This is a genomic window from Arthrobacter methylotrophus (assembly GCF_039539965.1).
GTDB classification, from domain to species: domain Bacteria; phylum Actinomycetota; class Actinomycetes; order Actinomycetales; family Micrococcaceae; genus Arthrobacter; species Arthrobacter methylotrophus.
This window is the reverse complement of record NZ_BAABED010000001.1, coordinates 197,004-218,695: the sequence shown is the minus strand read 5'-3', so window position 1 is coordinate 218,695 and position 21,692 is coordinate 197,004. Positions and strand designations below refer to the sequence as shown.

General features: G+C 62.2%; 22 protein-coding genes and 1 pseudogene. 14 read left to right on the top strand and 9 right to left on the bottom strand.

Translation table 11 applies throughout. The features are described from left to right. Window position 1 precedes the first annotated feature (1 nt). The 3 genes and pseudogenes from ABD884_RS01115 to ABD884_RS01100 all read right to left on the bottom strand — a co-directional run. Window positions 2–604 carry a hypothetical protein gene (locus ABD884_RS01115; protein WP_345034221.1) on the bottom strand — a complete coding sequence of 201 codons (603 nt, stop codon included), beginning with the start codon at window positions 602–604 and terminating at the stop codon, window positions 2–4. A 144-nt stretch (window positions 605–748) separates the two neighbouring features. After that, complete coding sequence (locus tag ABD884_RS01110) at window positions 749–1,045, bottom strand: hypothetical protein (RefSeq protein ID WP_345034216.1); 297 nt, start codon at window positions 1,043–1,045, stop codon at window positions 749–751. Window positions 1,046–1,154: 109 nt separating this feature from the next. Then, a pseudogene (locus tag ABD884_RS01100) lies at window positions 1,155–1,888 on the bottom strand (IS30 family transposase); the annotation flags it as partial. A 160-nt stretch (window positions 1,889–2,048) separates the two neighbouring features. Here ABD884_RS01100 and ABD884_RS01095 point away from each other — a divergent pair. The 14 genes from ABD884_RS01095 to ABD884_RS01030 all read left to right on the top strand — a co-directional run bounded on the left by ABD884_RS01095 (window position 2,049) and on the right by ABD884_RS01030 (window position 16,153). Next, window positions 2,049–2,741: a histidine phosphatase family protein gene (locus ABD884_RS01095; RefSeq protein WP_345034199.1), complete on the top strand. Its 693-nt coding sequence runs from the start codon at window positions 2,049–2,051 to the stop codon at window positions 2,739–2,741. 24 nt (window positions 2,742–2,765) lie between these two features. Further along, window positions 2,766–3,320, top strand: a complete 555-nt coding sequence (locus ABD884_RS01090; RefSeq protein ID WP_345034190.1) for a DUF3090 domain-containing protein — start codon at window positions 2,766–2,768, stop codon at window positions 3,318–3,320. After that, window positions 3,320–4,087, top strand: a complete 768-nt coding sequence (locus tag ABD884_RS01085) for an SCO1664 family protein (protein ID WP_345034187.1) — start codon at window positions 3,320–3,322, stop codon at window positions 4,085–4,087. The genes ABD884_RS01090 and ABD884_RS01085 overlap by 1 nt, the downstream gene beginning before the upstream one ends. Window positions 4,088–4,258: 171 nt before the next feature. Then, window positions 4,259–4,693 carry a hypothetical protein gene (locus ABD884_RS01080; RefSeq protein WP_345034182.1) on the top strand — a complete coding sequence of 145 codons (435 nt, stop codon included), beginning with the start codon at window positions 4,259–4,261 and terminating at the stop codon, window positions 4,691–4,693. Between the two features lie 44 nt (window positions 4,694–4,737). Next, a complete protein-coding gene (locus ABD884_RS01075) occupies window positions 4,738–5,505 on the top strand; it encodes a type 1 glutamine amidotransferase domain-containing protein (RefSeq protein ID WP_345034179.1) in 768 nt (255 codons plus the stop codon). A 192-nt stretch (window positions 5,506–5,697) separates the two neighbouring features. Beyond that, entirely contained in the window at window positions 5,698–6,723 is a 1,026-nt protein-coding gene (locus ABD884_RS01070) for a LacI family DNA-binding transcriptional regulator (protein ID WP_345034173.1), read from the top strand. Between the two features lie 121 nt (window positions 6,724–6,844). Next, window positions 6,845–8,152: an extracellular solute-binding protein gene (locus ABD884_RS01065; protein ID WP_345034163.1), complete on the top strand. Its 1,308-nt coding sequence runs from the start codon at window positions 6,845–6,847 to the stop codon at window positions 8,150–8,152. A 13-nt stretch (window positions 8,153–8,165) separates the two neighbouring features. Next, the gene (locus tag ABD884_RS01060; RefSeq protein WP_345034152.1) at window positions 8,166–9,128 is read left to right on the top strand and encodes a carbohydrate ABC transporter permease; all 963 of its coding nucleotides are present in this window, start codon (window positions 8,166–8,168) and stop codon (window positions 9,126–9,128) included. Window positions 9,129–9,342: 214 nt separating this feature from the next. Further along, entirely contained in the window at window positions 9,343–10,098 is a 756-nt protein-coding gene (locus ABD884_RS01055; protein ID WP_231497316.1) for a carbohydrate ABC transporter permease, read from the top strand. A gap of 5 nt (window positions 10,099–10,103) precedes the next feature. Continuing rightward, a complete protein-coding gene (locus tag ABD884_RS01050; protein WP_345034133.1) occupies window positions 10,104–11,186 on the top strand; it encodes a glycoside hydrolase family 130 protein in 1,083 nt (360 codons plus the stop codon). 30 nt (window positions 11,187–11,216) lie between these two features. Further along, window positions 11,217–12,293, top strand: coding sequence for a glycoside hydrolase family 130 protein (locus tag ABD884_RS01045; RefSeq protein ID WP_345034130.1), 1,077 nt, complete (start codon window positions 11,217–11,219; stop codon window positions 12,291–12,293). 4 nt (window positions 12,294–12,297) lie between these two features. Further along, window positions 12,298–14,919 (top strand): glycoside hydrolase family 2 protein, encoded by a 2,622-nt coding sequence (locus ABD884_RS01040; RefSeq protein WP_345034125.1) that lies wholly within the window; start codon window positions 12,298–12,300, stop codon window positions 14,917–14,919. Beyond that, window positions 14,916–15,803, top strand: coding sequence for an N-acetylglucosamine kinase (locus tag ABD884_RS01035; RefSeq protein WP_345034114.1), 888 nt, complete (start codon window positions 14,916–14,918; stop codon window positions 15,801–15,803). Before ABD884_RS01040 ends, ABD884_RS01035 begins: the two co-directional genes overlap by 4 nt. 140 nt (window positions 15,804–15,943) lie before the next feature. Continuing rightward, entirely contained in the window at window positions 15,944–16,153 is a 210-nt protein-coding gene (locus tag ABD884_RS01030) for a hypothetical protein (RefSeq protein WP_035741377.1), read from the top strand. 76 nt (window positions 16,154–16,229) lie between these two features. On the opposite strand, the gene ABD884_RS01025 is transcribed toward ABD884_RS01030, so the two are convergent. From ABD884_RS01025 to ABD884_RS01000, 6 genes are read right to left on the bottom strand one after another with little or no spacing between them, the layout of a single operon-like run. After that, window positions 16,230–16,706: a hypothetical protein gene (locus ABD884_RS01025; protein WP_345034102.1), complete on the bottom strand. Its 477-nt coding sequence runs from the start codon at window positions 16,704–16,706 to the stop codon at window positions 16,230–16,232. 58 nt (window positions 16,707–16,764) lie between these two features. Then, the gene (locus tag ABD884_RS01020) at window positions 16,765–17,766 is read right to left on the bottom strand and encodes a D-alanine--D-alanine ligase family protein (protein ID WP_345034099.1); all 1,002 of its coding nucleotides are present in this window, start codon (window positions 17,764–17,766) and stop codon (window positions 16,765–16,767) included. Continuing rightward, window positions 17,763–18,881, bottom strand: a complete 1,119-nt coding sequence (alr, locus tag ABD884_RS01015; protein ID WP_345034090.1) for an alanine racemase — start codon at window positions 18,879–18,881, stop codon at window positions 17,763–17,765. Before alr ends, ABD884_RS01020 begins: the two co-directional genes overlap by 4 nt. Beyond that, a complete protein-coding gene (locus ABD884_RS01010) occupies window positions 18,878–20,227 on the bottom strand; it encodes an acyltransferase family protein (RefSeq protein WP_345034085.1) in 1,350 nt (449 codons plus the stop codon). The genes alr and ABD884_RS01010 overlap by 4 nt, the downstream gene beginning before the upstream one ends. Then, the gene (locus tag ABD884_RS01005) at window positions 20,224–20,925 is read right to left on the bottom strand and encodes an SGNH/GDSL hydrolase family protein (protein ID WP_345034079.1); all 702 of its coding nucleotides are present in this window, start codon (window positions 20,923–20,925) and stop codon (window positions 20,224–20,226) included. The genes ABD884_RS01010 and ABD884_RS01005 overlap by 4 nt, the downstream gene beginning before the upstream one ends. A gap of 51 nt (window positions 20,926–20,976) precedes the next feature. After that, window positions 20,977–21,642 (bottom strand): M15 family metallopeptidase, encoded by a 666-nt coding sequence (locus ABD884_RS01000; protein ID WP_345034071.1) that lies wholly within the window; start codon window positions 21,640–21,642, stop codon window positions 20,977–20,979. Window positions 21,643–21,692: the final 50 nt, after the last annotated feature.

Sequence of the window (21,692 nt, the reverse complement as noted above, 5' to 3'; positions counted from 1 at the left end):
CCTAGATATCGGCCTCAAACACCCAGTGATAATTCCGGGTGCCCATGGCATGAATTTCGGCGATCGCGTCCTGCGCCCGACGCTTGGGGCGGAAACCGTAACTCACCGGTTTGAAATCCGCCTCGAATATCGGTTCCAGCACCAACGCCAAGGATGCCTGAACCACCCGATCCCTTGCAGTGGGAATGCCAAGTCGGAGAAACTTCGTGCTTCCCGGTTTGGGGATCATGCGTTCCCTCACCGGCAACGGGACAAACGCCCGGGACTTCAACAGCTCCCTGACCGCCTCCAGAAACTCCACGCTTTCGGCACCTCCACCGATCAGGGCCGGAATGCGCCGGTCAACACCGGCCGTTCGGGCACCCTTATTTCCTTTGACCCGGGCCCACGCAACGGTGAGGAAATCCCGGTCGTGGACGAGGTTGAACACATCGTCGAAAAGACGGTCAGGATCACTGACCGCCCAATGGTGCAGTTTCGTCTGCATCGCACGTACCCGCACGGTTGCCTCATCGAGGTCAGCCCAACGCGGTTCACCGGTATTCACCAGTGCCTCCGTTCCTGCAGTAGCTACTGCGTCATATCCGCTGGGGCTCTTCGCCATGTGCGCGGCTTTCCCCCGCTCGGACTACTACGACCCCTCCGCCCCACCGTGCCGCCGTCGACGGACAACGCATCAACCCGGACCTTGCCGTCTCTGGCCGAGACGCCGAAGCCGGGAGCCGCGCGGTGGTTCCCACGTTCACTGTCAACCGATCGGCAGGTTAGGCGCCCAGCTATGCCCCTGCGATATCGCCACGGCTACGCCGCAGGCCTTCACCGTGGCCTCCACTGCCAACGACCTTAACCGACATCCAAGTTCCCGCTCCGTAATGAGGGGGCGGTACGCACCGCAGGCCAGCCCATATCCACCGGATTGGAGCTGGCGGGAGACTTGAGAAGCTTTTAGCACTGGTTCCTCGCGTACACCTTCCCGCCTTGCTTGCCGGACCCGGACCATCCGGTAGTACTGGCCCGTCCCGGCGTTGTCGGGGCTGCTTTCCACCCTCACCGGCGTTTCCCGGGTCAGGCTACCCCCAGCTTCGTCATGCTGCTGCGACAGCACAACGGCGAAGGTCTTCCACCTCCGCTCGGTAAAACAGCGCCTCGTGGCGCACGAGGTCGCCCTCCCAATGCCCCGGCACCGCACGGTCCTGAACCTCGGCGGGACGCTCCGAGATATTGATCATCCCCGGGATCCGGTTCTTCCGCTGGCCGGCCTTCCTGCAGGGCTGCCTGAGCGCACGCCCGGTGTGTAACACGCGGCCAGATCACGGTTGAGTGCTCCGCGGGACTGAACGTAGAGGGACTGGTAAATGGTCTCAGGTGACACCCGCATCTCCGGCTCATCGGGAAACTCAACCCGCAGTCGTCCTGCGATCTGCTCCGGCGAGTACTTCTTTTTCAGGTCCTCTTCCACCTTCGCACGCAACACCGTGTTCGTGTGCAGTTTCGCCGGTTTCGGCCGCGAGGCCCGCTCATACGCCAGAGCATGAGCCGACGTCGCCCGGTAAGGCAACCCGGCCACCGAATTGCGCCGAAGCTCCCTGGACACCGTTGAGGCAGATCGGCCGACCACGGCCCCGATCCGGCGCAGCGAGTGTCCCTGGGCGCGCAGTATCGCGATCTCCTCACGCTGGGCGAAGGTCAGGCACCTGCCCTTCAGATCCCGGCCGCGGCGCGGCCTGACACCCCCGGCCTCGACCAAGACCCGTCGCCCGGTCCGCCTGCTCGTATCGATCGGCACAACAGCGTCAGTGATGAAATCACCGGCCTGCATCCCGGCCCAAAACAGCTGCAGAAGATCCGGTCTTACAAAAATCGAATACCTCGCCACGACAACACCCATCCGCTAAGTGTTGCAATCACCGCAAGAACCCAAGGATCCTCCACCGGCACGTCGGGTCGCCAAGGAGCCTCGATCCGTGCACCATCTGGTTCGATGAGTGAATGGACGCACGACCCGGTGCAGTTCACACCGCCAATGAGCGGGTGGTTAGGCTGGGTGGATGGCGACAGTTATTCTCGTGCGGCACGGCCGCACCACAGCCAATGCCACTGGGCTGCTGGCCGGTCGGGCCGTCGGCGTCAGCCTGGACCAGATCGGGCGCGACCAGGCGGCTCTGACCGGAGACCGGCTCGCGGCCGTGCCCTTAGTCGCGGTGGTGTCGAGCCCTCTTGAGCGTTGTCAGCAGACCGCCCGGCTCATCCTCGATCGCCAGGCCGGCACGCCGTACGCACCGGTCGATTTCGATCTCACCGAGTGCGATTACGGCCAGTGGCAGGGCCGCACGCTCAGTGATCTCGCGACCGAGGATTTGTGGCCGGTTGTGCAGTTGCAACCGTCCGCCGTCGTCTTTCCCGGCGGTGAATCCATGGCCGCGATGCAGGCCCGATCGGTGGCAGCGATTCGACGCCACGACGCAGCCTTCGAAGCCGAGTACGGGCCGGGAGCCGTGTGGGCCGCGGTGAGTCACGGTGACATCATCAAGTCAATCCTCGCCGACGCGCTCGGCATGCACCTTGACCTGTTCCAGCGTATTAACGTGGCCCCCGCCTCCGTATCGATCGTGCGCTACGGCGCTAGTCGGCCGAGCGTCTACGCAACCAACACCGACGCGGGTGATCTGTCGTGGCTGTCAAACGGCATCCAATCTGGCGATGCGCCGGTGGGCGGCGGTGCAGGGCAAGAGGCGCCATGAACCTCATGTGCCTAAAATACTGACATGTCTACACGAGTTCACGAGTTTGCCTGGCCAGATCGGGTCGTCGTCGGCACCATTGGCCTTCCGGGGGCGCGTACGTTCTACCTGCAGGTGCGCGCAGGAACGCAGATCGTGAGTATTGCCCTGGAGAAGCAGCAGTCGGCTCTGCTCGCGGAGAAGATCGACGAAATTCTCGATCAGCTCATCACCGTCGAGGGCAACCCCTTCAGCGTTCCCACAAGTACTCCCATTGAACTTGTCGACAATGACCAGCTCGAGGCCGTTCAAGAGCAGTTTCGCACCGGCGCCATGACCTTGGATTGGGACCCAACCACGGCCCAGGTCGTAATAGAGGCCTACCCCATCACCGATGTCGATGCTGATGACAACGACGCATCGCTTGATGAGGACGGCGCTAACGAGCCCGAAATGCTGCTGGTGAGAATGCCGGTCGGCACCGCCCGCGCATTCGCCAAGCGCACCCGTGAGATCGTGGGCGCCGGGCGTCCGACGTGCTCGCTCTGCGGTTACCCCATAGACGCCGACGGACACATCTGCACGCTTCCCGAGGTCTGATGCCAACGCCGGACCTAGTGACCGCCGAGCTGACGCTCACCGGCCGCATCACGACGGCTTCAAACGCTACATTTCTGGGCCGCATCGGCGACGTGGTGGTCGTCTATAAGCCGATAGCAGGCGAAACTCCGCTGTGGGATTTTCCCCACGGCACCCTGGCTCACCGGGAGGTAGCCGCCTACCTGGTCTCGCAGGTCCTCGGCTGGGACGTCGTGCCGCACACCTGGCTGCGCGGTGGTCCGATGGGCGAAGGAATGGTGCAGCTCTGGCAAGAGCAAGACCCCACCCAAAACGCCGTGAACCTGGTCGCGACGGACCAGGTGCCGGAGACGGGCTGGAAACACGTTCTCGAGGGACGAGATGAGAACGGACGGATGGTCACCCTTGTTCACGAAGACTCGCCAGCGCTCAGACGCATGGCGGTGTTCGACACGGTCGTCAACAACGCCGACCGCAAAGGCGACCACATTCTTGCCATGACGGACGGACACCGGCATGGCGTGGACCATGGGCTCACTTTTCACCGTGACCACAAGCTGCGCACGGTGCTGTGGGGATGGCTGGGAGAGCCTCTGACCGCCGAGGAACTCGATGGCATCGATCGTGTCAGCGAAGGACTGCACGGTGGGCTGGGCCGAGGCTTGGCGGACTTGCTCAGCGCCGAAGAAATCGCATCGCTCGCCGCGCGCTGCGCCCGGTTGCGCTTGGCAGGCCGGTTTCCGGCTCCGAAAGGTGAGATGTCGGCGGTGCCCTGGCCGCTGTTCTAAGGGAATTACGGCTACGGGCTTCGCAGGCATGTTCATGAATTCAGCCAGAACTCAAGCAGGAACTTGGATGCGATAAGCCTCTAGAACCGGGAGCCCGGCAGTTCCACAATGGGGAATTGAGGAACAGAGCCAGGTACCGAGGCATACCGCGTTCCGAATCAGGAGGTGCATATGGAGATCGGCCGAGTTCACGCACGGAAGGGCAGGACGAAAGAGGCAGCGTCCAGGCCTCATCCAGCCGCTATAGCTGCCATCAAGACATTCCACACGCTGGCGTGGCTTTCGATTGAGTCATGCGTTGTCTACGTGCTCTACAAGGGGATGGTCGGGCGCGCTGACAGAAGAGTTGGTATGGCTGCGGCGGTGATAGCGGGCGAATCTCTGGTGTTCGCCGGCAACGGATTCCGGTGTCCGCTCACGCAGCTCGCCAAACACTACGGAGCCGAAAGCGGCGGGGTGACGGACATTTACCTTCCGAAATGGTTCGCCCACAATATGCCGGCCATCCACGTTCCGCTGCTGATAGTCATGGCCTATCTGCATATCCGGAACTACCGACGCCGACAGGCGGCCGTCCGGACGCCTTGGCGCATGTGGTGGGCCTGAATTTGGGGTAGGCGTAGGGTGGATTTGGACGATAGGAGCACATCATGAAGAAAATCCTCATGGTATTGACCAGCGTTTCCGAGATCGGCGATACGGGAAAGAAGACCGGCTACAACGTGGCCGAGGCTGCACATCCTTGGAAGGTCTTCAAGGATTCCGGGCATTTTGTAGACTTCGCATCCATCCAGGGCGGTCAGCCCCCGCACGATGAGGTGGACTTGCAAGATCCAATCCAGGTTGCCTTCACGGGGGACGAGGCCACACGCGCCGGCCTCTACAACACTGCGCGCGTCGACGTCGTTGATCCGGGCCAGTACGACGCAGTCTTCCTCGTGGGAGGCCACGGCACCATGTGGGACTTCCCGGACAGCGAAGGCTTGCAGAACCTGGTCGCCAGCGTCTACGACGCCGGCGGCGTGGTGGGCGCGGTCTGCCACGGACCGGCAGGCTTGGTAAACGTGGACCTGGCCGATGGGTTCCGGCTCGTCGGGGGCCGGGAGGTGGCCGCTTTCACCAACGATGAAGAAGTGGCCGCAGGTATGGACAAATTCATCCCGTTCTTCTTGGCAGACCGGCTGAAGGAACAGGGCGCGATTCATGTCTCCGCCGACGTCTTCGCGGAGAAGGTTGTGGTTGCCGACCGGCTGGTGACCGGACAGAACCCGGCCTCCGCCGCCGGCGTGGCGAAGGAGATGGAGAAGCTCCTCGCGGAGGTCATCCACCAGGAAAAGGCCGAAGAACAGCACGAGGCGGAGTCCCTACGCGCAGAAAAGGACGCCAAGAAGGCTGCCGCCGCAGGCTCCGAGCGCTAGCCCGCACTGCATTGAAACTGGCGGCCGCCCCGACGACGGGGCGGCCGCCAGTGAGGATCCACCGCAAACGAACGACGCACGAGTCCCGGCAATTTCCCCCTTATGCCCTTGACAAGCGATTACTAAACCGGTTCAGTAGAGGTAACAAAACCGGTTCAGTGATTCCGATCACCCAGTGGCAATGAGGCGAACATGACAGTGACCATCAACGACGTTGCGCAGGCAGCCGGCGTGAGCAAGGGTGCTGTCTCGTACGCGTTGAACGGACAGCCCGGGGTCAGCGACGAGACCAGGGAGCGCATCCTCAAGATCGCCAAGGACCTTGGTTGGAAGCCGAACCTTCGCGCCAAGGGCTTGTCATCGGCCAAGGCTTTTGCCGTGGGGCTCGTCATTGCCCGGGATCCCCGCCTTTTGGGCACGGACCCCTTCTTTCCCGCGTTCATCGCCGGGATCGAGACCACGCTGGTTGAGCACGAGTACGCCTTGGTCCTCACCGTCGCCGCCAGCGCCGACGCGGAAGAGCTGGGCTACCGGAAGCTGGCTGCCGACGGCCGCGTGGACGGTGTCATCCTCACCGATATGAGGGTTGACGATTCCCGAATCGCCTTGTTGCAAGGCCTCAAGATTCCGGCCGTCACCCTGAACCGGCCCGAAACCTCCTCGCCCTTTCCTGCAGTGTGCATGGATGATACCGAGGGCATTACCACCGCCGTCGAACACTTGGTTTCCCTGGGGCACACCAGAATCGCGCACGTGGCCGGACCCCAGAGTTACATTCACGGCCGAAGCCGGCGGCTGGCTTGGCAAAACGCCATGTCGAAAGCCGGGCTCGAGGCCGGTTCCTTCATTGAGTCGGACTTCACCGCGGCCGGCGGATTGGCGGCTACCGCGGAACTGCTTCGCCCGGCCCAACGGCCCACTGCGATCATCTACGCGAACGACCTGATGGCCACGGCCGGCCAGTCCTACGCGCAGTCCTTGGGGATGACCGTCCCCGGTGATCTTTCCATCACGGGCTACGACGATACTGAGCTCGCAAGCTATCTCAATCCTCCACTGACCACTATCCCGGCTGATCCGCTGCTCTGGGGGCGTGTTGCCGCCCAAGTGCTCCTGAGCATCCTCGGCGGAGCGCCCGCGGAGGACGTCTATCTTCCCTCCCCGAAGCTGGTGGTCCGAGCCTCCACGGGGGCGGCACCCAGCAGGCCGAAAAACTAGCCCCCTCCCACGTCCAGTCCTACGAAGATCGATCTACCCGCAATTGGTGGGGCTATTTGCCGTTTCCATCTGAAGGCGAAGGCTCCACAGTCCGTCAATTTTTACCCGCAAAGGAGTTGCAATGAAGCACGGAAAAATTAGTTCGAGGATCCTCTCCCTTACCGCTATTGCGGTAGTCGGAGCCGGTTTGGCCGCATGCGGTGGAGGCGCCTCCAGCACCGCTGCCGGAGCGAACTCTGCCACAACGGCAAAGGGCCCCATCAAGATCTGGTACTCCAACAACGAGTTCGAGGTGAAGTGGGGCAAGGACATGGTGGCTTCATGGAACGCGGCCCACCCTGACCAGCAGGTAGATGCGCAGGAAATCCCGGCAGGCAAGAGCTCCGAAGAGGTCATCGGGGCGGCAATCACCGCTGGCAACGCTCCCTGCCTGGTCTTCAACACCGCCCCCGTGGCCGTTCCGCAATTCCAGAAGCAAGGTGGCTTGGTCCCGTTGGACTCCTTCCCTGATGGAGCCCAGTACATCAAGGACCGCACGGGCGATCTCGCGAATCAGTACAAGTCCTCCGATGGCAAGACGTACCAGCTGCCGTGGAAGTCCAACCCCGTGGTCCTCTTCTACAACAAGGACATCTTCGCGAAGGCAGGACTGGACCCGGAAAAGCCCAAGCTTGCCACGCAGTCCGAATTCCTGGAGACTGCCCGGACACTCGTAAAGTCCGGTGCCGTCACCAATGCGGTGTGGCCTTCGCCTGCTAGCGATTTCTTCCAGTCCTGGTTCGATTTCTACCCGTTCTATGCCGCCAATTCGAGTGGCACCAACTTGATCAAGGATGGCAAAGCCACCTTCGATAGCGATCAGGGCAAGCAGGTAGCCACGATGTTCCAGACTCTCTACAAGGAGAACCTGGCATCCAAGGAAACGTACAAGGGCGACTCCTTCGCAGATGGCAAAGCCGGCATGTCCCTCGCGGGCCCCTGGGCCGTCGCCGCTTACAAGGGCAAGGTGAATTGGGGCACCGTCCCGGTCCCGGGTACACAAGCACAGACCAACGGCTCCACCTTCTCTGACGCCAAAAACGTCGCCATGTACTCCTCCTGCAAGAACCAAGGCACCGCGTGGGATGTCATGAAGTTCGCCACCAGCAAGGAACAGGACGGCAAGCTCCTCTCCCAAACCGGCCAGATGCCGATGCGCAAGGACTTGACCACCGCCTACGCGGACTACTTCAACCAGAACCCGGCCTACAAGACATTCGCCGACGAAGCCGCACGGACCGTGGAAGTTCCCAACGTCTCCAACTCGGTCCAGATCTGGCAGACCTTCCGTGACGCGTGGGGCAAGTCCGTGATCTTCGGCAACCAGAGCATCGATGACGCCTTCAAGGGTGCTTCTGACAAGATCAACCAACTGGCAGCCCAGAAGTAGCAGGCGAATCCCCATGTCACTTCGCTCAGTTGGTGGTCCCCGGACGGGAGACACTGCCGGGCGGGCCGTGGACCACCGGCAGGCGCCCAGGAAACGCAAGAACTTCCTGGGCCCCCAGCCTCTGGGACTGCTGTTCAGCGCCCCCTATGTCATCTACGTCCTTGCAGTGCTGGCGTATCCACTGGGCTACGCCGTCTACATCTCCTTCCATCAGTTCTTCTTCACTGCACCAGGAGTCCAGGTTGACCGGCCCTTCGTGGGGCTGGACAACTACATCACCGTCCTGTCCGATCCTGAAGTGCAGCGTTCCTTTGCCAACATCGGGATCTTCCTGGTCATCAATGTGCCGCTGACCGTGGGGCTGTCCCTGGTCCTGGCGAACGCGCTGAACCGCGTGACGAGGCTCAAGACCTTCTTCCGGGTCGCCTACTACGTCCCGTACGTCACGGCGAGCGTCGCCGTCGTCGGGGTCTGGCTGTTCCTGTTCCAGCAGAACGGGCTGGTCAACGCGCTGCTGGGGCCGCTGGCCCCGAACCCCTCGTGGTTGACGAACTCCTGGCTGGCGATGCCGACGGTGGCGCTCTACGTGACCTGGAAGCAGCTGGGGTTCTTCATCCTGCTCTACCTGGCCGCACTGCAGAACATCCCGGACGAGCTCTACGAGTCCGCTTCGGTGGACGGCGGGAGCAAATGGGTCCAGTTCTGGAACATCACTGTTCCCGGAGTGCGCTCGGCCAGCGTGCTGGTGACGCTGTTGGCAACCATCACTGGAGCGAACTTGTTCACTGAGCCCTATCTTCTCACCGGCGGTGGCGGACCGGACGGAGCCTCGACATCGCCGGTTTTCCTGATGTACCAGAAGGGAATCCTGCAAGGGAATCCGGATGTTGCAGCCGCGCTGGGGGTGGTGCTCGTGATCGGCGTGCTGCTGATCACCTTGATCCAAAAACGCCTCGTGGGCGGGAAGGAGGACTGACGTGTCGATCTTCAATAGGGCCACTCTCAAGAACGACGACGACGATCGCCGGCCGGGTGCCGGCGCTTCCGAAGCGGCGATCTCCGGGTCCGCCGGTTCCGGCTCCGCGGCCTCCCGCAAGGGCAGTTCCGTGGCGAAGCGCAAGAACCTGGGCGTGGGCAGCTTCTTGCTGCTGGCGCTGGGAGCCTTTGTGTTCCTCTTCCCGTTCTACTACATGTTCATCGGCTCGCTCCAGACCAATCCGGATACTTCCGTGGGCGGAGCCTTCCCTAGTCCGGCCAACATCACCGGCGAGAATTACAGCAACATCAATAACTCGATCGACCTGCTGAAGGGCCTGGTCAATTCGGGGATCTTCACCGGCGGCGTCATCTTGTTCACAGTCGTATTCGGGCTCTTGGTGGGCTATGCGCTCGCTCAGATGCAATTCCGTGGCAAAGGACTGGTGTTCGGGATGATGCTGCTGGTGCAGATGATCCCGTTCCAGCTGCTGCTCATCCCGCTGTACGTCATGATTGTGCGGGACTACGGGCTCGCGGACACGTATTTGGGCATGATCCTGCCGTTCGCGATCAATTCCACCGCAGTGTTTGTCTTCCGTCAGTACTTCATGCAGCTGCCCTCCACTTTGTTCGAGGCCGCCCGCATCGACGGAGCCAGCGAGCTGAGGATCCTGTGGCAGATCGCGATCCCCCTGGTCCGGCCCGCCATTGTCACGGCCGTTCTGTTGACCTTCATCGGTCCGTGGAACGAGTTCCTGTGGCCGTTCCTCGTCACCAAAGACCAGGCCATCCAGCCGCTCGCCGTCTCCCTCGCGAACTACATCTCGAACATTGCCGCCACGGCATCAAACCCGTTCGGCGCAATCCTTGCCGGTGCCTGCGTTCTCGCGGCCCCCGCCGTCGCGCTGTTCATCTTCTTCCAGCGCCAATTCATCTCCACAAATATCGGATCAAGCGTAAAGGGCTAACCCCTATGACTTCCTCAACGTCTGCACTCCCCACCGTCCCGTTCACCCTCACCCGCGCCGGAGTCATCATGACCCCGGAAGCCGGGAACGAGTTCGAAGCCGAAGGCGTCCTCAACCCGGCCAGCGGCCGCGGGCCCGACGGCGAGCTGTACCTCCTCCCGCGCCTCGTCGCGAAGGGGAATGTCTCCCGCGTTGGACTCGCCAAAGTGATCATCGGCGACGACGGCGTCCCGTCCGGCGTCGAACGCCAGGGCGTTGTCCTGGCCCCTGACGAAGGGTGGGAACGGGGCATCAACAACGCTGGAACCGAAGATCCCCGCATTACCTGGGTGCCGTCCCTGGGCCGCCACCTGATGACCTATGTCGCCTACGGACCCCTTGGCCCCCGCCTCGCGTTCGCCCACTCCGAAGACCTGCGCACCTGGAATCGTCTGGGGCCTTGCCATTTCGAGTACCAGGCCGACTTGTCCATGGACTTGAACTTGTTCGCCAACAAGGACGCGGTGTTCTTCCCGGAGCCGGTCAATGATCCCGACGGCGTCCCCTCCTACGCTTTGCTGCACCGCCCCATGTGGGACCTGGGCTGGATCCGCGAGGGCGAAGGCGAGCACCTGCCGGCCGGCCTCGATGACAACCGCCCGGGGATCTGGATTTCCTACGTCGCCGTGACCGACGTCGAGAAGGACATCCGCAACCTGGTTCACCTGCGCAAGCACAAGCTCGTTGCCCTGAGCGAGTTCCCCTTCGAAGAACTCAAGATCGGCGGCGGACCGGCACCGATCCGGGTCGACGAGGGCTGGCTCCTGATCTACCACGGTGTCTCCGGGTCGATGGAGAAGTCTGCCTTCGACCACCAGCAGAACGTCAACTACACCGCCGCGGCGATGATCCTGGATGCTGAGGATCCTTCGATCGTGATCGCGCGCAGCGACAAGCCCCTGCTGGCACCGGAAACGGAGGACGAGATCTCGGGCATCGTCCCCAACGTCGTTTTCCCCACGGCAATCGAGAAGATCGGAGATCAGTTGTTCGTCTTTTATGGCATGGCCGATTCGAAGATCGGCGTGGCACGCCTGGACCGCGCTTAGTTGGTACACATCACCACAGGAAGAACCCACATGCAGAAGATCACCACCGAAGCACTGCTCGAAAGCTACGAGAAAGCGCTGACGTTCAGCAATCCACTGACCGACACCATTTCCACCGAGCAGTTTTCCGCGGCATACCCGGAGCGCCCGGAATGGGCTGTGGGCCCGTTCCGCAAAGACGATTCCCTGACGTTCCGCCAAGTCCACGACTGGGCCGATCCAAGCGGGATAGGCTGGACCGCCGATTCGATCTTCAATCCCTCTGTCATGGAACGCGACGGCAAGCTCTACCTCTTTTACCGGGCATCCCCGCGCAAGGAATCGGTCTCCAGCCGTATCGGTGTTGCCGTCTACGATCCCGAGACCGGGTGGCAGGACAGCGTCTCCAATCCTGCGATTTATCCCACGCAGGACAATGAGGTTCTTGGCTGCGAGGACCCCAAGGTGTACCAGGCCAACGGCCGCTACTACATGTTCTACAACGGGATCTGGACGATCGACCGCAGCGAGGAGCATGCTGGCCAGGACCCGGATGTCTATCCCCTGGGCGATGTTGCTTGCGACATCAATGTCGCGGTGTCCGACGATTTGATCCATTGGGAAAAGCTCGGCTTGGCCGTTCCCCACGAAGTTTCGAAGTTCTGGGCCAAGGGGGCTGTGATCCCGCGCAACGCCGAAGGCGAAGCCGTCAAGATCGGTGGCCACTACCTCATGTACCTGTCCGAAGGCTGCGGTGGAACCACCCATGTGGGACGCTCCACCGACATGGTGAACTGGACGTTTGAGCCGCAAGAGTACCTGGACCTAGGACCGCTGGGCGGCTCACTGCACGAAGTCGCCTGCGCCATTGTCGACGACGGCAGCACCGAGAGCGACGGCGGCAAGCTGGTGCTGGACTTCTTCTACGGCGACGCGGACGGCCAGTTCTCCGCGGCGCAGGCGCTGTATGACGTGAACGAGCCGTTCACCCAGAAAGCGGTGCACCGGGGAGGGTCGTTGGCCTGGGGCGGCCTGCTGAAGTTCGGTGGAACCTGGATGTTCGCCCAAGGCTGGGATGCTCCCGCGGGATCGCGAGAAATGTACTTCTACCGCGCAGACCACAGCTAGCCACATGATTGAAACGAGCAAGCTCGCCAAGGGATGGACGTTAAGAATGACAGCTCCAGCCCCGGACGCACCGTCCGGGGCCATGGGCTGGAGGCTTGCAGCGCCCGTTCCGTCGGTTGTGCACACGGTTCTCATTGACCACGGACACCTCCCCGACCCCTATGTGGGGCAAAACGAGGAATCCCAGCATTGGGTGGGCCGGAGCGAATGGGAATACTCCACAACCTTCGACCACGACGGCAATGATGACCGGCGGACAGAGCTCGTCTTCCACGGCTTGGACACCATCGCCGTCATCCGGGTCAACGGGCAAGACCTCGCACACACCCACAACCAACACCGCAGCTACGTCGTGGACGTCACTGACGTCGTCAGGCCCGGCGCCAATGACTTGGCAATGACCTTCAAGAACGTGCGCGGCTATGCCGAACAAATCCGGGCATCCGTGGGGGAACTACCCAACGGCAATCCGGAGCCGTTCCAGTATGTGCGCAAGTCGGCGTGCAATTTCGGCTGGGATTGGGGCCCTAACCTGGTAACGGCCGGACCGTGGAAACCCGTGGGCATCAGGCGATATGAGACGGCGCGGCTGCAGTCAGTGCGCCCATCCGTCACTACCACCGTTGCACCCGGGCCTGGTTCCGACCACGGACAAAGGCGCGGACCGGGAGAACTCCCCACCAACGGACATGCCCGTGTGGAGGTGGATGTCGAGGTCCTGCGGGCGCCGGGCGCTTCAGGCGAACTCGGACTCACAGTAGCGCTTTTGGGCAAAACCGAATCGCTCACCCTGCCGCAAGGCTCCCGCAAAGCGCGGGTCGTCATCGATCTCGAGGACGTTGAATTGTGGTGGCCGCACGATATGGGTGCCCAGCCGCTTTCCGTGCTAACGGTGACGCTGGACGCCGAGGGTCACGACCTCGACGTGTGGTCCAAGAGCATCGGATTTCGGCAATTCGAGCTCAAGACCGAACGGGACGAAGCCGGAACCAGCTTTGTCTTTGCCGTCAATGGAACCGATATCTTCGTGAAGGGCGCCAACTGGATCCCCGACGATTGCTTCCCGTCCCGCATCAGCGACCGCCAGCTCCGGCAGCGCCTCTCGCAAGCCACTGCGGCGAACATGAACCTCCTCCGCGTGTGGGGTGGCGGAGTATATGAGTCGGATACTTTCTATGAGCTGTGTGACCGCATGGGCATCCTCGTCTGGCAGGACTTCCTCTTTGCTTGCGCCGGATACCCCGAGGACGGACCCCTCTACGAGGAAGTCGCCGCTGAGGTCCGGGACAACGTGGCACGGCTCATGAACCACCCGAGCCTGGTGCTTTGGAATGGAAATAATGAATGCGTTTGGGGCTTCTGGGATTGGGATTGGAAGCCCCGGCTTGACGGCCGAAACTGGGGATGGCGCTACTATTCCGAGCTCTTGCCTGCACTCGTTGCGGAGTTGGATCCCACCCGTCCTTACTGGAACGGCAGCCCCTACTCCGGGGATCCCGGATTGCACCCTAACGATCCAAGTCACGGGAACACACATATCTGGGATGTCTGGAACCAAAAAGACTATTCACACTACGCAGAGTGGAATGCACGATTCGTTTCCGAGTTCGGGTTCCAAGGTCCCCCCAACTGGTCAACCCTCACGAGCGTCCTGGAGGCGGCGGACCTGGACCTCGAATCTTCGGCCTTCCTCCAGCACCAAAAAGCCGAAGACGGTACCGGAAAGCTGCAGAGAGGACTGGCCGCGCACCTTCCCGATCCAGCGAATTTCCAGGAGTGGCACTTTCTCACCCAGGTAAACCAAGCCCGCGCTGTCCGATTCGGCATCGAGCACTTTCGTGCCGGGTGGCCCGTTTGCGCGGGATCCATCGTCTGGCAACTCAACGACTGCTGGCCCGTCACCTCCTGGGCCGCTATTGATGGACACGGTCAGCTCAAACCGCTGTGGTATGCAATCCGGGACGCCTACCGGCCCCGGCTGGCGACCATACAGCGCCGCGGCGACCTGCTCGCCGTCGTTCTGGTCAACGATTCCGCAGAAGCCTGGAGCGGGACCATCACGGTGGAACGCCTCAGCTCAACCGCTCCCCCGGCGGCCGGCCCGCAGGGCACCCGGAAGGAGGCGTCGCATCAGTTCGCCTTTGAGGTCGCGCCCAGGGACAAGACCGAAATAGACCTCCCCGCCGAGGTGCACGAGACTGGGCACCCCTTGAGCGATGTCCTTGTGGCGCGGGGCGAAGGACTCGGGCACGGGGACCGGATCCTCTACTTCTACGCCGAGGACAAAGACCGCATCAAGGAACCGGCGCGGGTCATGGCCCGGGCGTCGGAAGTACCCGGCGGGATTGAAGTAACTGTCACTGCCGAGACCATCGTGCGCGACCTGGTCCTGCAAGCAGACCGGCTTGACCCGGAAGCGACAGTCTCCGAGCAATGCGTTTCGCTGCTGCCCGGGGAAAGCCACACCTTCCGTATCTCATCCGTCGTGGGTGGTACAGGCGCCCATGGACTCGATGCCTGGTGGCAGTATCCGGTGCTTCAAGGGATCGGAATCCACGCCGGAAGTATCTTGCCGTCCACCGAATATTCACGAACGATCTCTACGAAGGAAGGAACACACCAATGACACACCCAGGCGTCGCCGGCGCGGTCATAGGCTTGGACATCGGAGGCTCGAAGACACGCGGCATCACATGGCTGGACGGAACCGCCGTTGCCGATACTTCCGGCGGTAGCGCCAATGTGCAGAACGTGAGCCGAGACCAAGCCCGCATCAACCTGGAGGGCGTGTTCGCCAGCCTCAACCACGGCCCCGTTGCACGCGTGGTAGTTGGGTCCGGAGGGATTGACACCGCCGAAGACGCGAGCGCCCTGACCGAATTGATCCAGCCTTTGGCCCCCGACGCCGTCGTCTCGGTTGTCCATGACACGCGTCTTCTTCTCGCGGCCGCTGGATACAGCACCGGAATCGCCGTCATTGCGGGCACTGGATCCGCCGCCTGGGGCACCAACGGCAAGGACGAAGCGCGTGCCGGCGGCTGGGGCTACTTGCTGGGTGACGAGGGTAGCGGCTACTGGTTTGCCCGTGAAGCTGTGAGGTACAGCCTGGAGCGGATGAACCATGGGCTTCGCGCCGACGAACTGACGAAAGCCCTTGTGAAGGCCTGCGGACTTTCCGGCCCGGAGGGTTTGATCGCCCTTTTCCATAACGGCGCCGGACGCGGATTCTGGGCTTCCAAATCGCCCGTCGTCTTTGAGTGCGCAGCCTCCGGGCATGCGGCCTCGCTGGACATGATTCTCCAGGCAGGCGCCGATCTGGCGTCGTTGGCGGCAAAATGTGCCGAGCAACTGAAGATCGACGGGCCGATCGTCCTTGGCGGCGGGCTGGGCGTGAACCAGCCGACACTGCAGACGGCCATGCGGATCGCCCTATGCTCCCGAGGTCTCGACACTTTGCAGGTCCTCACCCAGGACCCGGTCTTCGGCGCATTGCATCTTGCATCCAACTAGCACCGGGCGCCTGTGATGAGACTCACTAGCAATAAACGCCATCTTGGCTTGAGCCGTCTACGCCTCACTGTGCACTATGGAAAGGCTTTCGCATTGGCGCGATAGCCGACATCCGGATTCATGAATGGAAGCACTGAACAATGACGTTTGAAACTGCCGACTCCGTAACCCTCAAGATTTGGGACCGCTCAACCACCCACCACACGCTGGATGCGCTGGTGCATGACTTCTCACTGCGCCACAACACCTCCAAGGCCAGCATCGCGGTGACCTGCAGCGGCCCGAACACCTTCACCGTCAGCCTGGACAGCGCGGCCAAGGCCACCGCCTTCGACGCACACTCCCTGTAACAGCGCCCTTTCGGACGCAAACGCGACGACGACGGCGGGAGTCACCTCCCGCCGTCGCTCGCTGTCCGGTGGGCAGTCAGACGCGCCGCGTGAGGCCCGGAACCGCGAAAAGTCGTCGACCCCACGCCCCGACCAAAGCTCCAGGCAACGCTGCTGCCACGACGGCTGCAGACCACATCGTGAGGTTGCCCTGCTGGAAATAGACATCGAAACCGCGATATGTGCTGGATGAGTAGCCGACGGCGAGGCAGGCCTTGAGCACGTAGTACACAGTCAACCCCGACAGGCCTGTGGCCAGAATGGCGAGGAGATTGGCAACTACCGAACGTGAGGCCAGCGCGGCGATGCCCAGTACTAGTGCCCACGGCCACCATTCGTCGGCTAGTGAGGCCCAATCGCTGGGACCTACTGCTCGGAGAATGATGCATAGGGCTCCGAATATCGAGCCGAACAAGAGGCCTATAAGTGGCGCCAATACAAGGCCACCGCGGCTGGCGGTCCGTTGGGGGGCAAGCTTAGCTGGACGGCTGTGGAGAGCAATGGGTGAGGTCATGATTCGATTTCATCAAAAGGGATGTGAATTCAGCGTAAAGAGCTCCTGAGGCAAACCCTCAGGCAGGAATACGAGCTGCTGATACCACTTCGTTGAGCAGTCGCGCGAGTTGCCATCCGCCCGCAGCGGCCATTTGCGGCACTTGTGAGTGGTGGGACATCCCCGGTGCCGTGTTGACTTCATTGAGGATGACGCCGTCGTCGGTGACGAAGAAGTCCATCCTTGCGATGCCCCAGCATCCCAGGGCCCGGTACACCCGCTCTGCTGCGCCGCTAAGTTCACGGCTGATGGGTGTTGGGATCTCGGCGGGAACGGTGAACCGTGCGGTGCCGTCGTATTTCGTGGATGTGTCGAAGAGCCCCTCGGTGTGGATTTCCAGCGGAGGCAAGACCACCAGGTGGCCGGTTCCGTCGTCAAAGAGTGCGACGTCGATCTCCCGACCATGGACCAATGGCTCTACCAGGACTGTTGAGGACAAAGCCCTGGCTTCGGATAGTGCCCGGCTCATCTCTTTTTCGTCCCGGACCAGGCTGACTCCATGGGACGATCCTGCCGTAACCGGTTTGACGACCGCCGGATGCACCATCGCTAAGGGACCATGGTCCGGTCCTAACAACACAGATGGTACGGTCGCGACGTCGGCGGTGGCCGCAAGCTGTTTGGTGATCCATTTGTCCATGGCAGCTGCTGAGGCCGCTAGGGGCGAAGCGGCCAATCGGAGTCCTGCCAGCGCGCAAAGTCCTGCGACCGCACCGTCCTCACCCGGAGCGCCGTGCAAGGTGGGATACACGACGGCCGGGGCGGGCGCCGAGGCTGCTTCAGCAAGGAAAGCCGCGGCTCCTGCGGCTGCCCTGGCGGCTTGAAGGCTGGGTGCTTGAGGTGGGGGCAGTACACGGTCTTTCGCGGGCGAATGGCTGGTCCATTCGCCGTCGGGCTGTATCGTCCAGTGGCGGACGTCGTGCCCTGCAGCCTTCAAGGTGGTGCTGATGGTAGCGGCTGAGGCCAGCGATACAACGTGCTCAGGGCTTGTTCCCCCGCCAAGGACGAAAACGGTGGTCATATGGTTTCCTCTTGTTTGGTTGAAGCGACGCGGTGGAGCCGCTGCCCTAATCCGGTGATGATCCTATGTGCCGAGGTGTTGCCCCATTGGGCCCAATGCTGCACGGTCGGCTCTCCGGGATCGGGGCCGATGATGATCGCTTCGGTGCCTGGCGCGGCCGCCCATTCACCGGTTTCGACCACGATCTGGTCCATGTTCACTCGACCAAGGATGCGGCAGGCGCGGCCATCGATCATGACGTATGCCTCAGGGTCGAGAAGTTGGGGGATTCCGTCTGCGTAGCCAAGGCCCAGGACGCTGACGAACCCAGCCTCCCGTGTTGTGCCGCTGCCGCCGTATCCCACCGGGCTTCCTTCGCTGACTGCGCGGGTGTGCACCACGGGACATGTCAAACGCGCTGCAGGGTTCAACTCGGTGGAACCGGACGGATCGATGCCGACGAGCCCGGCACCGATGCGTACCAGCTCGAAGTGGGTCCTCGGATCGGTAAGCGTTGCAGACGTGCTGGCCAAATGGCGAACTTCGAAGGTGAGGCCTGCCTTCCGGGCCATTTTGTGTGCGACGTCGAACGAGCGCAGGCCGGCGTCGTTGGCTGAGGGCTCTGCGGCGTCTGCATTGGGAAGGTGGCCCATGAGGCCGACTACTCGGAAGATCTTCTCCTTTTCACTGGCCGCGGCCCAGTGCATGGCGTCGTGCCAATCGTAGGCGGGGAGACCGCCCCGGGTCATCCCGGTGTCCAAGTGCAGGTGGATCCTCAGTTTTCCGCGGCCGCGGCGGAGGGCCTGGATGAGGTGTTCGAGGGAACCGATGGCGATATCCACGTCAGAGGCCTCTGCTGTTTCGACGTCAAGGCCGGCTGGATGCAGCCATGCGAGGATCGGGACGCTGAATCCCGCCCGGCGCAATTGTGACGCCTCTGCCACGTCTGTGGTGCCGAGCCATGTGCACCCTGCGTTGAGCGCTGCTCGGGCTACGTGTTCGGCGCCGAGTCCATAGCCGTCGGCTTTCACGACGGCCATTATCTCGGCATGGCAGAGTGAACGGACGCGAGCTATGTTGGCCTCAATGCCTGGGGTGATGGTGGTCAGTGTCGGGCCGGTATATGGAGCAGTCATGGTGTTCCTCGTTTGACGTCTGTTTGCGTGAGGTGTTGCTGTTGCTGTTGGAGTCGTTCCCGCAGCAGCGAGTGGGAGGGCGAGTTTGCCAGAGCCGAGATGCTTCCAAGACAAAGGCAAACGGTGAGGACGAGAGTGGTTCCCATGTGAAAGGGGCGAAGTCTCTTACGGATCGATTGGGTGAGGGCAGGGATGGCGCTGCACTGGAGGATGGGTTTCTCCACCAATTCCCAGGACAGATGAGCCACCCCCGCAGACAGCCCAAGGATGAGGGCTGCGGCGATGGTGCGAAGCTCGGGCGTCACAAGCGGCATGATCAGTACAAGGAGCGGCCAGTGCCACAAGTAGAGTCCGTACGAACGCTGCCCGAGCCACCTGAACACCGAGGAAGTCCCGCGGACGAGGTAGCGCCCCGATCGAGGAATTCGCTCCGCTCCGGGGTCCCGGGTCTGTCGTCCCGGAACGGTGCAAGCCCGCACCAACACGCATGTCGCCGTTACCACCACCACGAGCCCTCCAAGGTATGGGAAAGGGTCCGTCCCCTCCATCGTGAGGCAGAAGAACGCGAGCACAACAACGGCGGCCAGGACTAGCGGGTTGCGCGCCCAGGGACGGAGCCAGCCACGTCTTCCCGGCCATAGGGCAAGCGCAGATCCGGCCAATAGTCCGAAGGCATGGGTATCGGTTCCCAGATAGGCCCGCCCGCTGGGGTCGCCCGCGAAACCTTGTACTCCCATCGCGGTTGCCGAGGCAACCGCCATCGCGATCGCCACCCAAGCCAGGAAATACCGCCGAGCATCTGCACTATCTCTGAGCCGAACTGAGCACTTGCCGAGCAGACACCATCCAGCCCCGAATACCAGGGGCCAGAACAAATAGAACTGCTCTTCCACCCCCAGCGACCACAGGTGCATCAGCAGCGGCGGTTCGGCATGTGCAAAGTAGCGTTCCTCTGCGCCGATCTGAAACCAGTTGCTAGTGAAGGTCAAGGCAGTCAACCACTGCTGACGCAAGCCCGCCAGCGGCCCCAAGGGCACGAGCAAGGACAGCACGGTGACAGTCGGAAGCAACAAAACGAGGGCGGGCAACAGCCTACGAAGTCGCCGCGACCAGAATCTGCGCACTCGCAGCAAGCCGTCAATAGTCAGTGAGCGGAGCAACGCACCGGTGATGAGGTAGCCGGACAGCACAAAGAACAAGTCCACGCCCAGAAAACCACCCGGCAACGCTGTAGGAAATGCATGGAACAGCAACACGGCAGTCACGGCCGCGCCCCGCAGAGCGTCAAGGCCCTTATTGCGGAGAGCCACGGATGCCACGGGAAAATCGGGCGGAGCAAGCGTCACTGCGCGGCCTTCTGGATCGCTTCGCTGACGGTCCGGGCGAAGACCTGAGCCCCCTTCGGACCGGGGTGGATCCCGTCCTTAGCGAAGTCGCTGACAGAGGAGGCAGCAGCATCCCAGTCAGCTAGTACCACACGGCCGGGGTGCTTCTCGGCTACTTGGCGGATGGAAGCGATGCTGTCCGGGATCCAGTCCTTGTTGCCGTGCGGAGTGACCAACACCAACTTGTGGTCGTCACCCAGCGTACTCAAGACAGCGGACCAGACCGTGCTCGAAGGTGAACCATTAGCGCCCAGAGCGACAACGACAATATCCCCGAGCTTTCCTTCCTTCTTGAGCTGGGAAAGCCCGTCGGGAAGGTCACGGAACTGACGCCCCACATCAGCTTGGATGTCGGCCTTTGGCAGCGCCTGGGCTAAGGCGTCGGCAGCAGCGAGGGTGACGGAGTCCCCCAGCATCGTGACCCGCGCCGAGCTTCGGTCCACGGCGCCGCTAACAGGGGATGTATCGGTGGAAATGCGGGAACCTGAAGAGGCAGGATCGGTGGAAATGCGGGAAGCTGAAGAGGCATCGTGCGAACCGGATCCGCTCTTCCAGATAACCACGCCGAGGCCGGCTACGGCCAGAACAACCAGAACCACGGTCAAGACCATGAATTGCGGGGGACGGGTGCGCGGCGAGCGTTGTGATGAGTCAGTCATCGTTCGGTTTCTTCCTAGTATCGATTCGGCTCAGGCGGTGGTAGCGCGGAACTATCCGGCAGCGTTCGTCAGCGGAGCCGGGCATGCGCTGGCGCCTTCGGGTCGAAGCTCGAAGTGCCATATTTCGTTCGCGTACGTCTGGCACAGCCCCAGTTCGCCGCTATGGCGGTTCACCCAATCCGCTGCGTCGGTGGGACCTATGTCGACGGCTTGTCCGGTGACGTGTTTCGATTTCTCCGGGGTGCTGACCCACTTTGCCGCTTCTTCACGTGACCCGTATCTGGCTATTCCGGCGTCTAACAGTTCCTGCTGATAGCTGGGAGAACGCCATCCGGAGGTCAGCCAGAATTCTCCCTGGCCCGCGTTTTTCGCTGATACCGCGGCCCGCTGAACCGCCGCCCTCAGCTCGGGTTTGAGGCCCCGCACCGCAGGATGGTTGTTATCCAGAGGATCGATCTGACTATCGCGAAGACGTATATCATCCTGGGCGGAGAATGATTGGCTGGCTGGTTTCGGTGAGACGGCTATGGGGGATGTGTCAAATGTGGGCGACGCGCCCGACGTCGGCATCACGGATACTTGGCCGGAAGGCCGGCCCTCGAGCGGGACGGCACAACCCGCGATGGTTCCGAGTCCAATCAGCGGTAGGACGAGAGCCAGGACGGACAAAATCCAAGGGAATCGGCGGGCAGCGCCTTCTGGGGCGGAAGCTTTCATGGAGACCATGAAACAGGGTGGGACGTTAATGCAGCGTAAAGGCCTGCACC

Bases quoted from the DNA above. Each gene is read 5' to 3' on its own strand.
- ABD884_RS01070 (WP_345034173.1), top strand. From the start codon at position 5,698: ATGACAGTGACCATCAACGACGTTGCGCAGGCAGCCGGCGTGAGCAAG.
- ABD884_RS01090 (WP_345034190.1), top strand. From the start codon at position 2,766: ATGTCTACACGAGTTCACGAGTTTGCCTGGCCAGATCGGGTCGTCGTC.
- ABD884_RS01075 (WP_345034179.1), top strand. From the start codon at position 4,738: ATGAAGAAAATCCTCATGGTATTGACCAGCGTTTCCGAGATCGGCGAT.
- ABD884_RS01025 (WP_345034102.1), bottom strand. From the start codon at position 16,706: ATGACCTCACCCATTGCTCTCCACAGCCGTCCAGCTAAGCTTGCCCCC.
- ABD884_RS01060 (WP_345034152.1), top strand. From the start codon at position 8,166: ATGTCACTTCGCTCAGTTGGTGGTCCCCGGACGGGAGACACTGCCGGG.
- alr (WP_345034090.1), bottom strand. From the start codon at position 18,881: ATGACTGCTCCATATACCGGCCCGACACTGACCACCATCACCCCAGGC.
- ABD884_RS01040 (WP_345034125.1), top strand. From the start codon at position 12,298: ATGATTGAAACGAGCAAGCTCGCCAAGGGATGGACGTTAAGAATGACA.
- ABD884_RS01115 (WP_345034221.1), bottom strand. From the start codon at position 604: ATGGCGAAGAGCCCCAGCGGATATGACGCAGTAGCTACTGCAGGAACG.
- ABD884_RS01050 (WP_345034133.1), top strand. From the start codon at position 10,104: ATGACTTCCTCAACGTCTGCACTCCCCACCGTCCCGTTCACCCTCACC.
- ABD884_RS01065 (WP_345034163.1), top strand. From the start codon at position 6,845: ATGAAGCACGGAAAAATTAGTTCGAGGATCCTCTCCCTTACCGCTATT.
- ABD884_RS01030 (WP_035741377.1), top strand. From the start codon at position 15,944: ATGACGTTTGAAACTGCCGACTCCGTAACCCTCAAGATTTGGGACCGC.
- ABD884_RS01000 (WP_345034071.1), bottom strand. From the start codon at position 21,642: ATGAAAGCTTCCGCCCCAGAAGGCGCTGCCCGCCGATTCCCTTGGATT.
- ABD884_RS01055 (WP_231497316.1), top strand. From the start codon at position 9,343: ATGTTCATCGGCTCGCTCCAGACCAATCCGGATACTTCCGTGGGCGGA.
- ABD884_RS01095 (WP_345034199.1), top strand. From the start codon at position 2,049: ATGGCGACAGTTATTCTCGTGCGGCACGGCCGCACCACAGCCAATGCC.
- ABD884_RS01005 (WP_345034079.1), bottom strand. From the start codon at position 20,925: ATGACTGACTCATCACAACGCTCGCCGCGCACCCGTCCCCCGCAATTC.
- ABD884_RS01045 (WP_345034130.1), top strand. From the start codon at position 11,217: ATGCAGAAGATCACCACCGAAGCACTGCTCGAAAGCTACGAGAAAGCG.
- ABD884_RS01020 (WP_345034099.1), bottom strand. From the start codon at position 17,766: ATGACCACCGTTTTCGTCCTTGGCGGGGGAACAAGCCCTGAGCACGTT.
- ABD884_RS01035 (WP_345034114.1), top strand. From the start codon at position 14,916: ATGACACACCCAGGCGTCGCCGGCGCGGTCATAGGCTTGGACATCGGA.
- ABD884_RS01080 (WP_345034182.1), top strand. From the start codon at position 4,259: ATGGAGATCGGCCGAGTTCACGCACGGAAGGGCAGGACGAAAGAGGCA.
- ABD884_RS01085 (WP_345034187.1), top strand. From the start codon at position 3,320: ATGCCAACGCCGGACCTAGTGACCGCCGAGCTGACGCTCACCGGCCGC.